Origin of the sequence: Acinetobacter legionensis, from assembly GCF_048551735.1 — a bacterium.
Lineage (GTDB): Bacteria > Pseudomonadota > Gammaproteobacteria > Pseudomonadales > Moraxellaceae > Acinetobacter.
In genome coordinates, this window is record NZ_JBIMBV010000003.1 from 153,743 (window position 1) to 168,728 (window position 14,986).

Annotated in this window: 14 protein-coding genes and 1 pseudogene; 11 read left to right on the forward strand and 4 right to left on the reverse strand. The window is 36.3% G+C overall.

Features of this window, described 5'->3' with window-relative positions; translation table 11 throughout:
* Positions 1–9: 9 nt before the first annotated feature.
* On the forward strand, positions 10–1,746 hold the full coding sequence (locus ACG9ZL_RS04035; RefSeq protein ID WP_419359166.1) for an ABC transporter ATP-binding protein: 1,737 nt from the start codon (positions 10–12) through the stop codon (positions 1,744–1,746).
* Between the two features lie 382 nt (positions 1,747–2,128).
* Here the strand turns inward: ACG9ZL_RS04035 and rluB are convergent.
* The 3 genes and pseudogenes from rluB to ACG9ZL_RS04050 all read right to left on the reverse strand — a co-directional run.
* Positions 2,129–3,022, reverse strand: a pseudogene (gene rluB, locus ACG9ZL_RS04040) (23S rRNA pseudouridine(2605) synthase RluB); the annotation flags it as partial.
* Between the two features lie 41 nt (positions 3,023–3,063).
* Positions 3,064–3,654: an SMC-Scp complex subunit ScpB gene (gene scpB / locus ACG9ZL_RS04045; RefSeq protein WP_336953283.1), complete on the reverse strand. Its 591-nt coding sequence runs from the start codon at positions 3,652–3,654 to the stop codon at positions 3,064–3,066.
* The gene (locus ACG9ZL_RS04050) at positions 3,651–4,442 is read right to left on the reverse strand and encodes a segregation and condensation protein A (RefSeq protein WP_336953281.1); all 792 of its coding nucleotides are present in this window, start codon (positions 4,440–4,442) and stop codon (positions 3,651–3,653) included. The genes scpB and ACG9ZL_RS04050 overlap by 4 nt, the downstream gene beginning before the upstream one ends.
* A gap of 673 nt (positions 4,443–5,115) precedes the next feature.
* On the opposite strand from ACG9ZL_RS04050, the gene ACG9ZL_RS04055 reads away from it, so the two are divergent.
* The 6 genes from ACG9ZL_RS04055 to ACG9ZL_RS04080 all read left to right on the forward strand — a co-directional run bounded on the left by ACG9ZL_RS04055 (position 5,116) and on the right by ACG9ZL_RS04080 (position 10,085).
* On the forward strand, positions 5,116–5,370 hold the full coding sequence (locus ACG9ZL_RS04055) for a type II toxin-antitoxin system Phd/YefM family antitoxin (protein WP_234622515.1): 255 nt from the start codon (positions 5,116–5,118) through the stop codon (positions 5,368–5,370).
* Positions 5,367–5,624, forward strand: a complete 258-nt coding sequence (locus ACG9ZL_RS04060) for a Txe/YoeB family addiction module toxin (RefSeq protein ID WP_419359168.1) — start codon at positions 5,367–5,369, stop codon at positions 5,622–5,624. The genes ACG9ZL_RS04055 and ACG9ZL_RS04060 overlap by 4 nt, the downstream gene beginning before the upstream one ends.
* Positions 5,625–6,172: 548 nt before the next feature.
* Positions 6,173–7,150, forward strand: a complete 978-nt coding sequence (locus tag ACG9ZL_RS04065) for a DUF1852 domain-containing protein (RefSeq protein ID WP_034610135.1) — start codon at positions 6,173–6,175, stop codon at positions 7,148–7,150.
* Between the two features lie 28 nt (positions 7,151–7,178).
* Positions 7,179–8,207, forward strand: a complete 1,029-nt coding sequence (locus ACG9ZL_RS04070) for a methionine synthase (RefSeq protein WP_336953273.1) — start codon at positions 7,179–7,181, stop codon at positions 8,205–8,207.
* 195 nt (positions 8,208–8,402) lie between these two features.
* Complete coding sequence (locus ACG9ZL_RS04075) at positions 8,403–8,894, forward strand: flavin reductase (RefSeq protein ID WP_004722874.1); 492 nt, start codon at positions 8,403–8,405, stop codon at positions 8,892–8,894.
* Positions 8,895–9,530: 636 nt separating this feature from the next.
* Positions 9,531–10,085: a TetR/AcrR family transcriptional regulator gene (locus ACG9ZL_RS04080; protein ID WP_419359170.1), complete on the forward strand. Its 555-nt coding sequence runs from the start codon at positions 9,531–9,533 to the stop codon at positions 10,083–10,085.
* A gap of 355 nt (positions 10,086–10,440) precedes the next feature.
* Here the strand turns inward: ACG9ZL_RS04080 and ACG9ZL_RS04085 are convergent, their stop codons facing one another.
* Positions 10,441–11,091 (reverse strand): hypothetical protein, encoded by a 651-nt coding sequence (locus ACG9ZL_RS04085; RefSeq protein ID WP_419359172.1) that lies wholly within the window; start codon positions 11,089–11,091, stop codon positions 10,441–10,443.
* 67 nt (positions 11,092–11,158) lie between these two features.
* On the opposite strand from ACG9ZL_RS04085, the gene ACG9ZL_RS04090 reads away from it, so the two are divergent.
* The 4 genes from ACG9ZL_RS04090 to ACG9ZL_RS04105 all read left to right on the forward strand — a co-directional run bounded on the left by ACG9ZL_RS04090 (position 11,159) and on the right by ACG9ZL_RS04105 (position 14,974).
* Positions 11,159–11,461 carry a hypothetical protein gene (locus tag ACG9ZL_RS04090; RefSeq protein WP_004722868.1) on the forward strand — a complete coding sequence of 101 codons (303 nt, stop codon included), beginning with the start codon at positions 11,159–11,161 and terminating at the stop codon, positions 11,459–11,461.
* A complete protein-coding gene (locus ACG9ZL_RS04095) occupies positions 11,458–12,465 on the forward strand; it encodes a hypothetical protein (RefSeq protein ID WP_419359173.1) in 1,008 nt (335 codons plus the stop codon). Before ACG9ZL_RS04090 ends, ACG9ZL_RS04095 begins: the two co-directional genes overlap by 4 nt.
* Before the next feature lie 3 nt (positions 12,466–12,468).
* A complete protein-coding gene (locus ACG9ZL_RS04100; RefSeq protein ID WP_419359175.1) occupies positions 12,469–12,888 on the forward strand; it encodes a hypothetical protein in 420 nt (139 codons plus the stop codon).
* A 454-nt stretch (positions 12,889–13,342) separates the two neighbouring features.
* On the forward strand, positions 13,343–14,974 hold the full coding sequence (locus tag ACG9ZL_RS04105) for a hypothetical protein (protein WP_419359177.1): 1,632 nt from the start codon (positions 13,343–13,345) through the stop codon (positions 14,972–14,974).
* The last annotated feature ends 12 nt before the right edge of the window (positions 14,975–14,986 follow it).

A 14,986-nucleotide genomic window follows, 5' to 3' on the forward strand; every position in this document is an offset into this window, starting at 1 on the left:
AGCATAAAGATGTCAGAACAACAAGCGACACCTCCTGTACTACTCAGTGTTGAAAATCTGAGTGTGAGTTTTAAGGGTGAAAATAAGCAATTTATTGAAACTGTAAAAGGCATTTCATTTCAGATTCCTACCAATACCACCGTGGCCCTGGTTGGCGAATCAGGAAGTGGCAAATCTGTAACTTCCCTAGCAACCATGGGTTTATTACCCAAAGGCCAATCTCGTATTGCTGAAAACAGTAAAATTATTTTTGAAGGTAAAGACTTACTCAGTTTAAACAGCAAACAAATGCGTGCAATATGTGGTAAAGATATTGCTATGATTTTTCAGGAACCGATGTCATCACTTAATCCTGTGTTTACGGTGGGTGATCAAATTGCTGAAATTATGCGTATTCATTTAAATATGGGGCGTAAACAAGCCCGACAACGCACTTTGGAGCTACTCACTGAGGTTGGAATTCCATCCCCTGAAAGCAAGATTGATGCTTATCCCAGTCAACTGTCTGGCGGTCAACAGCAACGGGTCATGATTGCCATGGCAATCGCCTGTGAACCTAAATTACTGATTGCTGATGAACCGACCACTGCATTAGATGTCACCATCCAAAAACAAATATTGGATTTGTTGGAGGCTTTACGTAAGCGCCGTCAAATGTCGATGTTGTTTATTACCCATGACTTGGCATTGGTGAGTGAAATTGCTGATGAAGTGATTGTGATGCGTCATGGTGAAATTCGTGAACAAGGTTTAGCAAAGGCTGTTTTAGAACAGCCACAAGATGCCTATACCAAAGCATTATTATTATGCCGTCCGCAACTTTCGCATCGTCCATATCGCTTACCAGTCATTAGTGATTTTATGCAAGTTCAAGATGTACCTGAGACTGAGGCGGTGAGTTTGCCTGAGGTGGATTTTGCGGAGCGTAAGCGAGGCCTTATTGGCGGTGAAGAAATTATTTTAGATGTACGTGATTTAAAAAAATCATTTTTTAGTCGTAAAGGGCTATTTGGCAAAGATGAATTTCAGGCAGTCAAAGGGGCATCCTTCCAACTGGCGAAAGGTAAAACTTTAGGGCTCGTCGGGGAGTCTGGCTCAGGTAAAACCACCATTGGTTTATTGTTGATGCGCTTGCAACAAGCTTCTGGTGGCCAAGCTTTGTTTCAAGGTAAAGATATTTTGGCAATGTCTGAAAAAGAGTTTGCCCAGTATCAACGTAAGATTCAAATTATCTTTCAGAATCCTTATGCCTCACTTAATCCGCGTTTTACCGTGGGGCAAATTTTGATGGAACCGATGCAAGTTCATAAAATTGGCGCAAATGATACTGAACGTAAAAAGATGGCTTTGGAATTACTGGAAAGAGTAAGCTTACCTGCGCAAGCCTTTGATCGTTATCCGCATGAGTTTTCTGGGGGGCAACGTCAACGTATTGCAATAGCACGCTGTTTAACTTTAAAACCTGAAATTTTAATCTGTGATGAATCCGTCTCAGCACTTGATGTATCGGTTCAAGCACAAGTCCTGAACTTACTTCAAGATCTGCAAGATGAATTTGGCTTAAGTTATATTTTTATCTCACATGATTTGTCTGTGGTGAAATATATTTCGGATCAAATTATGGTGATGAACCACGGTGATATCGTTGAAATCGCCAATTCGGATGAGTTATATCAGTCACCACAGCATGACTATACCAAACGCTTATTGAGTTCAATTCCGCAAGGAACCAGACAGGTGATTTAGATTTTTACTGTGTAAAAAGCCACTCGATTGAGTGGCTTTTTAGTGTCAATAAATAAGTGTTAAAGACTTAGAATTTTTTAAAACCTTTTGTCACAACAAACGGTTTTTTCTTTTCAGGTTGTTCGCTACGTTCTTGGCGATCTGAACGATCTAAACGTTCGTTTGGATTATAGCGACCTTCTGAACGGTTACGGTTTTGTTGATTGCCATAACGGTTTTCAGAACGGTTGCTATTAAAACTATTACCACGGTTGTCCGCACGGTCATTGTTGTAGCTGTTGCCACCAGAACGTGCTTTATTAAAGCGGTTGTCTGAGCGTTCATTGCGATTGTCAGTACGGTTTTCAGTGCGGTTTTGACCATATTGGTTTGCACTTGGCTGAGAATCACGACGATCATTTTGATGGTTGTGAGCTTCTTCACCTTCGCTATCACGACGTTGTTGACGCAGGAATCCACCGCGACGCGCAGCCATAGGTTTGTCTTGCATACGTTCGGTACGACGTTTTGCCATACCAAATAAACCTGTACCTTGACGTGGTTTAAGTTCAACAGCTTTGGTTAAATTATCGATATCAGTTTTATCAAGTTCCATCCAACGACCTGTACGAAGTTCACGAGGCAAAATCACAGTGCCGTAACGAGTACGGAGCAAGCGACTTACTTTTAGACCTTGTGATTCAAAAATACGGCGAACCTCACGGTTACGACCTTCTTTTACAACGACTTGGTACCAGCGATTGATTCCTTCACCACCAATTTCAGAGAAAGATTCAAATTTTGCTGGACCATCATCTAAAACAACGCCATTTGTCATGTTGTTTTTGATTTGAGGCGTTACTTCACCCATGACTCGAACTGCATATTCACGTTCGATTTCATTTGAGGGATGCATTAAACGATTGGCAAGTTCACCATCATTTGTAAAAAGTAATAAACCTGTTGAGTTGATATCTAGACGACCTACCATCACCCAACGGTCATTGGAAATCGGGGGTAAGTTATCAAACACAGTCGGGCGAGATTCTGGGTCATTACGAGAACAGATTTCACCTTCAGGTTTGTAGTAAATCAATACACGACGACGAATTTCGTCTTCAATTTGGAACTGAACTTTACGACCATCGATGCGAAGCTCATCACCTGGTTCAATACGTTCGCCCACTTGAGCAACCTGCCCATTGACACTTACACGACCAGCGGCAATGACCTCTTCCATATAACGGCGAGAGCCCAAACCCACTCGTGCGAGTACCTTTTGCAATTTTTCACTCATGACAGCATAACCTTAGAAATAATCATCAACAGTGCACCTATTTAAGACTTGGCAGCTTGCGCATCCAAAATCATAAAAGCTTCCTTGGCATCCTGTAGGGGAGGCAATTGATCTAAAGACACTAGACCAAAAGCATTTAAAAATTGTGGCGTTGTCACTAACAACGCGGGTCTACCTGGGAGTTCTCGGTAACCAGATTCTTTAATCCAGTTCCAATCAAACAAAGTCCTGAGTATTTGACTATTATTTGTAACCCCTCGTATTTGCTCAATATCAGCACGGGTTACTGGCTGATGATAAGCGATCACTGCAACAGTTTCTAACAGTGATGGCGATAATCGAGTCGGTCGATCTGGCCAAACTTGCGCAATCACGTTGCGGTATTTTGCCCGCACTTGAAAACGATAACCTTGAGCTGTTTCGACAAGTTCGATTGAACGACCATGTTGTAACACAGACAATTGCTGTAAATACTGTTGCAACTGTTGTTTAGAATACTGATTTTGAAATGCTTCTCTTAAGCGAGCAAGCGATACAGGGGCATCACTTGCAAAGATAATCGCTTCAAGTTGCATCAGAACTTCGTGATGTAATTCATCAACATTAAAGGCATTATTTTGATCAATGGTCATGCCGTTGCTCCTTGAATTGCAAGCGGGGCTTCAACACCAGAAGAAATAATTTGGACTTTTTGCTGACGAGTCAGCTCCAAGATTGCCATAAATGTAACCACCATGCCCATTCGACCTTGGTTTGGCTTGAGTAATTCTTGGAAACTGAGAACTTCTCCAGATTCAATCATATATTCGATATAAGCAATGCGTTCTTCAAGAAGTACAGGTTCTTGTTCAATCTTATGGGTTACGGGTTCAGGACGGTTAAAAATGCAATATAAGGCATCTTTTAGCATCTCAACGTCATAACCTTCATACACTTTTGGAATATGACCAATTGCAATATGTGTCGCAAAAGTATCTCGGTCTAAAACTGGCATCTGGCCTAAACGTTCAGCTGCTTTTTTAATCCGTAAATAGGTTTCTAAGCGATCGATTAATTCCTGTTTTGGATCTTTTTCAATATGAATAGTTTTTGGTTTTGGCAATAACAAGCGAGATTTTAAATCTGCCAATAATGCTGCCATCACCATATAGTCTGCGGTTAGCTCGATATTTAACGATTTCATACTGTCCATATAAGACAAATATTGTGTTGCAATCGGAGCAATATCTAACTGTAAAAGATCGAAACCATTTTTTTGAATCAGATAAATTAAAAAGTCGAGTGGTCCTTCGAAATGTTCAAGCAGAATTTCGAATGCAGCAGGAGGAATATATAAATCCTCTGGAATTTCTTCTTGCCATTCATCCAATACACGGATGTTGGAAATGGATTCCATAGGATGCTGAGTTGCTTGAGTCATTACAGTTTATTAGCCACGCGAATTTTCAAAGGCATGTTTTATTCGTGTTACCACTCAATAGGCACATAGGAGAGGGTGGTGACGAATTACAAAAAGATATTTGGCTTATTTTAATGGAAAAGTTAAGAGGAATACATTGTTTAATTATAAAAACCATAAAAAAACCTGAAAATAAATAGGGAATATTTTGTTTTATGATGATTAAACTAAGCTAAGTTTATAATTTTTAATGTAAATTTTTATATTTTTTTAATAGAAAATTTATCCATATTTTAATAGCATAATGTGAAGTGGATCAACTTTATATGTTGGGTGGGTTTGAATTGTTAGATTTTTTTACCCTCAACCTATCCTTTGAAAAATGATACTAGCTCTATTATTGCATGCTTAAAATTATAATTTTGCCCAAAATATTACGATGTTATTTAGTTGATTTAGGATATAACTGGATGGCGTATAAACTTCTCAGCAAAATCGTTTTAAGACTATAAATATGAAGCAAATTAGCCAAAGATAAGTTGTATATTCTTATATAAACATCTTCCTTATTTTAGTTTGAACGATGTGGTGAATTTGCTCAAAACAAATAAAGTAGTTACTGAATAGATTGAATAATTTATAACCATGTACTAAAATAAGTACAATAAATTGTACTCAAACTAAAGGTGCAGCAATGAAAGTTGTAACTTATTCTGATCTTCGAAAGAACTTAGCAACTGTACTGGATGGGGTCATTGATGATCACTCTCCTGTATTGATTACTAGACAGAACAATCAAACGGCTGTATTGATTAGCTTAGACGATTTCAATGCCTATGAAGAAACAGCACATCTTCTTAAAAGCCCTGCGAATGCAAAGAGATTGCGTGATTCAATTGCTCAGATTGAAGCAGGTAAAACAATGAATCGTGAGCTGATTGAAGAATGATTCTAAGTTGGAGTGATCAAGCTTGGGATGATTACCTATATTGGCAAGCTACAGATAAGCAAACACTAAAAAGAATTAATGCATTGATCAAAGACATTAAACGTTCACCTTTTGATGGAATTGGTAAACCTGAACCCCTCAAACATGATTTAGCAGGCTATTGGTCAAGGCGTATTGATCAAGAAAATCGCATCGTTTATAAGGTTACATCAGATTCAATTATCATTGCGATGTGTCGCTATCATTATAGTTAACTGTAAAATTAATAAATAAATGCGTGACAGCATATAAAAATTTGAAATTATTAAAATCTTTGAATAGGTGACTTTCACACATCATCTCCACAATCTAAAAAATACTTTCGATCTTCATTTCTTCTCAATTTCCTAATCCAAGAAATAAGCCAAATAGCAACCAACACAATAAAGCCCAACACATTGGTAATCAGATCAGTTTTTTTATATACACTTTTAACAGCATTTTTGCTTACTCATTTCTTGAGTTTTATCATATAGCCCAGCCTCACAATCCATTTATTCATGTTACTCACCCCTAAACATGAATTTGTTTCACTTTTTTGTGAAATTATATCATTTTTATTCATGTAAGGATTACGGTATAAATTACACCAAGCGCTTCACGATAGACAAAATTATCGTTGATTCTGAATTGAGCAACCAAGTACAAGTCAGAAAATACGGGAAATACTATTGGCTGGATAGATCCAAAGAGAAATTGGATGGTTCAGAAAGAGCATGAAAAAAATTCAGGTTTATTTCAGAAATTAGGGTATCAGATCATCATGAGTAAAGATTTTACATTTACGATTAAGAGCATTAGTTTCGACGAAAACTATCATCCCTCTAATAATACGCGTATCACAACCAACTTTGCCAATTTAGCAAGAGGTGAGAGTCGCCATGACAATCTGCGCAATACCCTAACGATGATTGACAATCGTTTTAATGCCTTAGCGCATTGGGATAATCCAGAAGCAGATCGTTATTCTGTTGAGTTAGAAATCATTTCAGTTGATATTGATATCGAAGGCAACGGTGAGACTTTCCCTACGATTGAAATATTGAAAACCAATATTGTTGATCACAAAAATAATCAACGTATTGAAGGTATTGTGGGCAACAATTTTTCTTCTTATGTGCGTGATTATGATTTTAGTGTATTGCTGTTAGAACATAATAAAAATAAAGATCAATTTAGCCTGCCAGAAAACTATGGCGAGCTTCATGGGAAGATTTTCAACGCATTTGTAAATTCAAATGCGTATAAAGAAAACTTTAAAAAATCACCTGTGATTTGTCTTAGTGTTTCAAGTAGCAAGGTGTATCACCGTACTGCAAATGTGCATCCAGTATTGGGTGTTGAATATCTACAAGATGAATATTCGTTAACAGATGAATACTTCGGAAAAATGGGTTTGCAGGTTCGTTATTTTATGCCGCCTAATAGTGTTGCGCCTTTGGCATTTTACTTCCGTGGTGATTTGTTGAGTGATTACACTAACCTTGAGTTGATCGGTACTATTAGCACCATGGAAACTTTCCAGAAGATTTACCGACCTGAGATTTACAACGCAAATTCTGTGGCAGGTAAATCTTACCAACCAAGTTTAAAGCATCAGGATTATTCACTAACTCGTATTGTGTATGACCGAGAAGAGCGTGGCCAGTTGGCGATTAAGCAAGGGAAATTTACTGAAGAGCAGTTCATCAAGCCATACAAACATATCCTTGAGCAGTGGTCTGCAAATTACGTTGCTTAATTTACCTAGATAGACAAGATTATTGATTATGAAAATATTATTACCAACTTCAACTGCTGGCAGCTTACCAAAACCTTCTTGGCTTGCTGAGCCTGAAAAACTTTGGTCACCTTGGAAATTACAAGATGAGCAATTAATTGAAGGCAAACAAGATGCTTTACGCTTGTCATTGCAAGAGCAACAACACGCTGGGATCGATATTGTCAGTGATGGTGAACAAACGCGCCAACACTTTGTCACCACGTTTATTGAACATCTGAATGGTGTGGACTTTGAGAAGCGCGAGACTGTACGCATTCGTAATCGCTATGATGCAAGCGTACCAACTGTTGTCGGTGCGGTATCTCGTCAAAAGCCTGTTTTTGTTGATGATGCCAAGTTTTTACGTCAACAAACCAATCAACCGATTAAATGGGCGTTGCCTGGTCCAATGACCATGATTGATACGTTGTATGATGCGCATTATAAAAGTCGTGAAAAACTTGCTTGGGAATTTGCCAAAATCCTCAATGAAGAAGCCAAAGAGTTAGAAGCTGCGGGTGTGGATATTATCCAATTTGATGAACCTGCATTTAATGTGTTTTTTGATGAAGTCAACGACTGGGGTGTTGCGACTTTAGAAAGAGCGCTTGAAGGGCTTAAATGTGAAACTGCGGTGCATATTTGCTATGGCTATGGTATCAAAGCCAATACAGATTGGAAAAAGACTTTAGGTTCAGAATGGCGTCAATATGAAGAAGCATTCCCTAAACTTCAACAATCTAAAATTGATATCGTGTCTTTAGAATGCCAAAACTCTCGTGTGCCAATGGATCTGATCGAATTGATCCGTGGTAAGAAAGTAATGGTTGGTGCTATTGATGTGGCAACCAATACCATTGAGACAGCAGAAGAAGTTGCCAACACATTACGAAAAGCACTTCAGTTTGTCGATGCGGATAAGCTTTATCCATCGACTAACTGTGGTATGGCTCCTTTATCTCGTGAAGTTGCAAGAGGCAAACTTAATGCTTTAAGTGCTGGCGCAGAAATCGTTCGTCAAGAACTTAGCCGCTAGTATTCAACGATATTGTGGTGTAAAAAGGGTGACCTGTTTGGGTGAATGGATATCCAAGACCCAACTGGAAACCCTGATCACAATTTAGAGAACGTCAGTTCTACTGAGAAACTCATCCAGATGCAGTGCCTACATGACGGAATAGCAGGGTAATGCTAAATCTAAAAAAGTACGGTTCAATTTAGGAACAATGAAATGATTGAAGCAACAGACTTTAGAAATGCAATGTCTTTGTTGACCAGTGCAGTCAGTGTCATTACCACGACAGGTTTGTCTGGTCGTTATGGATTTACTGCGTCTGCCGTATGTAGTGTGACGGATTCGCCTCCGACTTTATTGGTCTGTATGAATAAAGCGGCGAGTTCTCATGTGCATTTTGTTGAAAATAAAATTTTAACTGTAAATGTTTTAAGTGCACATCATCAGCATATTTCTAAAGCGTTTTCGTCTAAATTAAGCCCAGAAGAACGATTTAAACATGGCGTTTGGACAGAATTAGAAACTGGCGCACCGGTTTTAGATGATGCTTTGGTGAATTTTGATTGTGAGATTGAGCAAATTCAGGAAGTTGGAACACATACGATTTTTATTTGTCGTATCGTGGCGATTCAACAAAGTGAACATGATCAAAGCTTAGTTTATTTTAATCGTTCTTATCATCATGTTGGGCAGACCGAGGTTGCTTAAAGCCAGTTGCTTTTGCGTTTACCCCTTATGCCAGAGCTAAAAAATAATAAGGCGTGTTGATCTGTTGAATTGACCGAATAGGCTTGTTTAAAGCAATCATAATCAATTATTTAATTACTTGAAAAATAATAATAATTTTAATTTTTTGCACAAAATATGACATTGACACCCAAAAAAACTCCGATTATTCTTTGCTGGCTGGCCTACATTGCCAGTCGGTTTTAGCAGACCGCTGCCTAAGTGCATTGAAAAAACTTGTTTTTTTGATGTAGACTCGTTCGTCCCCCTTTTGTTGCGGTTGGACGGGAGGGGGACACCTTCGGGTGTACTGATTCTTAGGTTCAGTCTGCTAACCCTCTTTCGTTCTGCCACCATAATTTTTATACATTGGCAGAATTTTGAATTGTTCAGGAGTTGGCCATGTATTTTATTCATACCCCATCAGATTAGTGTTTAGTACGGTTGAACAGCCTTTGGGTTTTTTGGCATTGGCTGGTTATACCTCAAAATATCAACAATAAAACTTGAGATTCATTCTGGTTACCTTTTGAAGCCGTTGCATGCTTTTTTGCTTATAACAAGATCGAGAGTGACTTTATCTTATTTAATTAAAAAAATGATTTATATGGAAAATATATGTCAAATTTATATATTTCATTTCTAGCTTTAAGGGTGCTCGAGTCCTCCCGAAAACTCTTTAATACATACGGTTTTCATCATGTCGGGATAAACCGTATTGTTGAATCTGCTAAAACTACCAAAGCAACGTTTTATAAATACTTTCATTCTAAAGAAAGTTTGATTGAGAGGAGTTTAACCTTTCAAAAAGCCACATTGAAAGAAGAAGTGTTTGTGCTAATTTATAGGCGGAAAGACCTTACCGTTTTTGAAAAACTTAAGCGAATTTTCTTTTTACATGCCGATGTTGAAGGGCTGTACCATTTATTATTTAAGGCTATTTTTGAAATTGAAAAACGCTATCCCAATGCTTATCAAATCGTGGTTGAATACCGAAGCTGGTTAATTGATGAAATTTATAAATTGCTTTTAACCAGCAATGTGAATGCCTCAAAACAAGATGCACATATGTTTTTGTTTGTGATTGATGGGGCAATGGTTCAGCTTCAGGGTGAAAATAGTGTGGATGATCGAGAAAGGTTAGTGGGGTGTTTTTTGGATGGGTTGGGGTAGTGTTGTTTGGGGGGGCTTAGTTGTAGATATGTCCCTATATTTTATGTTGTTTCTCACTAATTTTAACAACGAAATTAAAAGATCATAAATTAAAAGATTCAATTATTTTACTATTTTATTGATTGGACTTTCATTTAAGTGAGTCTAGTCTGACATTGCTATATCAGATTAGACTCAATAATGATGTTTTCCCTAAAATTGAAAGCGTATTTAGATTTCTAGGTTATCCTTTGAATACAGCTGTCAATAGCCGTCTTCTAAAATCACGACTACAGTACTGTGAGCTTTGATCTGAATGAGTCATAACTTTCGTTGAACGAGGTAATTATTTATTAGTGCATCAAGAGAACAGATTTCATAAATTTCTAATTGTTTGTGTAAAGCCTTTTCCATTTTTTTTATTTTGAATAAATAAATCGAAAGTACTGGTCATTGATTTATCAAATGAATATTGTCTTTTATAAAAGTATTTCAATAATTCCATGTGATAGTTGTAAAAATCTTTGAATAATTCAAATGATTGGACATTTTTTAAGTAATTTACAAATTGCTGGTAAATTGGATCATCTGGCAATCCTGCAAATAATGAAAAATGTGCGTGCATAGGTTTAACAGTTTCATATTCAATAGAGTCTTCTTTAATGGATAGGTGAATGAGTTCCACTTTACCTTCAGTATAAACCGAGAAAAAAGCACAGCCATATATTTGAGCAGCAGGAAATCCCAACTGTAGATACATTACTCTCGCTATTCTAGAAGTTAAAATTAAATCTAGCTCTGATTCGGGTTTATTTTCTTTTAGAATTAACTGTTTGTAAAACAGATCCATTAAAATAACATCACCTGATGTGACTATAGCGCCATGTTTCCAGTATCGTATTTTTTTATATCCATCATGATGAATACGAGGTGGTAGACCAGTTGATGGTTCACATTCAATAGTTAATCTCTGGTCACTAGCTAAAAAAAGATAATTGTTTAAATTAATTGCAACAATTAAAGTCATTGATAAGTTATATTAAAGTTTTGTATATTCTGACTATAACATAAACATAATTAAAGTGAATGCAATTATGGCTGGAAAATTTGAAGTTAAAGCGGGACAACATATTTTTAAATCTGGTGAACAGGTGGTTGCTCATTTTCCTATTTTGCCCTTGCCTAATGATGGTAAGTTCAATTTAAGTGTCCAATTAACTGATGCAGAAAATATTCCTTATAAAAATAAGGCGTACTTTGCAGTGACTGAATCTGGTGCGCTTATAGAAGGCGTAACTGATGAAGAAGGTTATACCAAACCTATTTATACAGAGCAGCAAGAGATTGTTAATTTCCACTTATTAGATAAATATACTTACACTGAAGAAGAACAATGACAAAAGCCTACGCAAGATTGAAAATTAAAGAAAGTAAGAATATTTTAAATTTCAGTAAATTTAGTTATGTTGCTAATTTTGTAACTAGTGCTGGAAGAGTAGGAACTACAAATAAAGTTGCTATACAAGCAAATGGCTTAGGGGGGGAGGTTTCATTTGACTTAAATCCCAAAGAAGTACCAGACAAAACTACAGTTTCATTTAAAATATTTCTTCCATCTGGGACACAATATAATCCTAGAATTGTTATTTACGGTCATACTTATATAAAAGAAGCTAATTCTAAGCCTCTGATAACAGAATATGATCTAAAATTATTTCAGGATAAAACCCTAAAAGAAGATGAACACAGGGTTCCTAATCGAATTATTCCGACGACTTATCCAGTGCCTGAAGGTTTAAGAATGGTTGCCTATCTTAGAAATGAAATTAAAAGTGCAGGAGCTAATAATGGCATAGATCCGCAAATTGTTGCATCTATTGTATTTGAAGAAAAAATGCATGGAGTTTGGGCTTTTAGGAAAAATCTTTTGTCTTTTTATCTAAATCTAGGAGAAGTATATCCTCATAATAGTTATGGTTTTGGCGAAATGCAATTAGGATTAGCTGCTGAATTGATGAATATAGATAAAAGAAATCCTGATTGGTTGTATGAAACATTTGTTGTCATTTGTACAGATGCAACAGTTGCGATGGATTTGGTTGCAAAAAATGTAGTGCGTGGTGGAAAAATTTTAGGTAGAAAGCTTACCTTGCAAGAATCAACCGTTTTTTATAATGCAGGGGAAAAGGCTCTAAATAGTTGGATAAAAGGTGAAATTCCAAAAAAACGATTAGAAAATGCAGTATATGCACGATCATGGAAATGGCAAGAAGCTATAAAATTGGCTCTTAACGGTGATGTTATTGCGATTCCCGATGGATGTGAAGGAACTTGTCGCGCTGATCCAGAAAGGCAAGTTGAAACTTGGAAGTTTGACCCATCATTAAAATTGAGTTTATAAGTCATGATTAAATATTTAGCAGTAGTATTCTTATTTTTATCTGGTGTAGCTGGATATACAATTGATAAGTTTGGTCAAGATTTATGTGTTTACGAATATATAGCTGTTAACACAGTTACCTATTTTAAAGAACTAAACGGAGTATCGGCGAATGATCCATCCATGCTTGGTATGTGTGGTGTTTTATCAATAATACTAGCAATCATATTGATTTTTATAAAAAACAAATACATTTATGTTGGATTAATATTTATACTGTTAGTGTTGGAATTGACTCTATTAAACATGATCGAAACTGTGTCATATAAAGAAATTATTTACGATTCAATAGTTAAATGTTCAAATTTTTCTGTTTTAGTTTGGCTTCTTTGCCAGATTGCTTTTTTAATTCTAAGTGGAATATATCTGGCTAAAAAACAATAAATTAAATACTCCTATCGGAGGGTATTTTGCTAATAGTATTAAAAATGACTGTTTATTGTACTATTTTGGGGGTGCATCTGTGGGTTGAAAAGAATTTAGCTTAAATTTAACCTGACAGTCTCAATCAAATATCGATAACTGTCAGATCAGGCTTGAGCTACTACATATAAATTCTTTTATTTGTTTATGTTCTTGTTTGTTTTCGAGTAAATTTTTAATCTTTTCTAAAGCTGTCCGTAAAGCATAATTATTAAAAAAATTTTTACAAACTCTATGTGGGTTTTCTTCCCATCTTCTTTTGCCCCCACGCTCTTTTGAATCTTATGTATCTTAATAAAGCAGCTTGTGACCTAGATCTATTTCAAGCATGGCTAAAAATCGAGGCCACGTCAGTTTCCCAGTCTAACTGAGGGACTATGTGTCCATTATTTTGTCTAGGATCACTATTTATAAGATGAAGTTTGCTAAATGGAAGCCAGAGCGGTTTAGTGAGTTTGGGAATAAACAGTTTCAGATCGTAGATTCAGTAATTAATGACGAACAGGATACATTGATTTTTTCTATTAAGTCTTATCTACCCGTAGGCTGGACAAGTTCTAAGGAGCTTTTTGATGAATCATGGGATTTATATATTGCTTTCTATGACAAGGATACAGATTTACTTTTTATCCATTCCTCTTCGAAAGATGGATTAGTCAAGAGATTAATGCAACTAATCGCGGAAGATGCTATTCAGATCAAAGGAGAATATATATTTAGAGCATTGGCTCATTTAAAAAGATTAAAGCTTCAAAATGTTGGTCTTAATAAAAATAAGAAGGGGCTACGTTATTCCATGCATACGGGAACAGAAATTAATGATCAAATTCCCGACATAGAGGCAAATAGAGCAACTAAATCGAATATTTTTGGTAAAGGGTATGAAAATGGTCAGCTTGTAAGTATTGGCTGTTCATATAAAGGTAAAATTTGGGCAATGGATAGTGATTCTTTAGACCAGTGGGTAGCATGGTGCAAAGGAGTGGGTACTAAAATACTAGACGATACTATTAATACAAATGATGTTATGAAAACAGCCATGCAAACTGAGGAGTTGGAAGAGTTTCCAAATGTTCAGGTACTTGCTGTTGAATGGCCAATAGAAATTCTTAGAAAAAATGAATCGAAAATAATTGTTAAAACGACTAAATGGCAAGAATCATTAATAAATTGTGACCTAATTTTTAGTGATGAGCAGAATTTAGATCTGAAAGAGCTTAAGTTCTGTTTAAGAACACAATATGGACTTAGTAAAATTTCCATGAGGATTAAAAGTCGTGGAGAAGTAGTCTTCCATTCAGAAGATAGTCTGGAGATCAAAATAGGCGAACAATTATATTCAATTGCGGAGTTCTTTGAGGAAAATCCTCCGACGCTCTTTTTGAGAGATACTTCAATAATCGATGGTGGTTTTAGATATTACCCTAATGATAATTATGCTTACAAATATGACATTAATAATACGGAAGACTGGGACTGGCAGGGTGTTGATATATCCGTTGAATCACAAACAGAAAGTAAGCTAAAGCATTCAATTCAATATTCTACGATTAACAAAGTTATGAATGACTATGATTTTATTTTTGATGATGATGGCGCAGGTGAAATTGCTGATATCGTCGCAATAAAGAATATTGATGATAATAAACTAATCATAGACTTATTCCATTGTAAATATTGTTCTAAAAAAGATGGAGTAGCTAAACCAGGTGCGAGAATTGATGATGTATACCAAGTTGTAGGGCAAGCAGAAAAAAGTGTTAAGTGGTTTGCAGATAAAGAAAGATTAATTTTGCGTTTAATGGAAAGAGAACGAGATCGTTTGAGCCAAGGTAAAGCTTCTAGAATCGATAAAGGAAAGTTCGAGGACTTAATCAACTTAGCAAAAATTGCAAGGTATGCTGACTTTCAGCTAGGTATTGCTATTGTTCAACCTGCAATTTCCAAAAAGAAGATTTCTGATGATCAATTGACTGTGATTGGTGCTACGGCTGCATATATAGATGAAATTAGTGGTGTAAAGCTACGAGTAATAATTAACCAATAATATTTTTTAGCT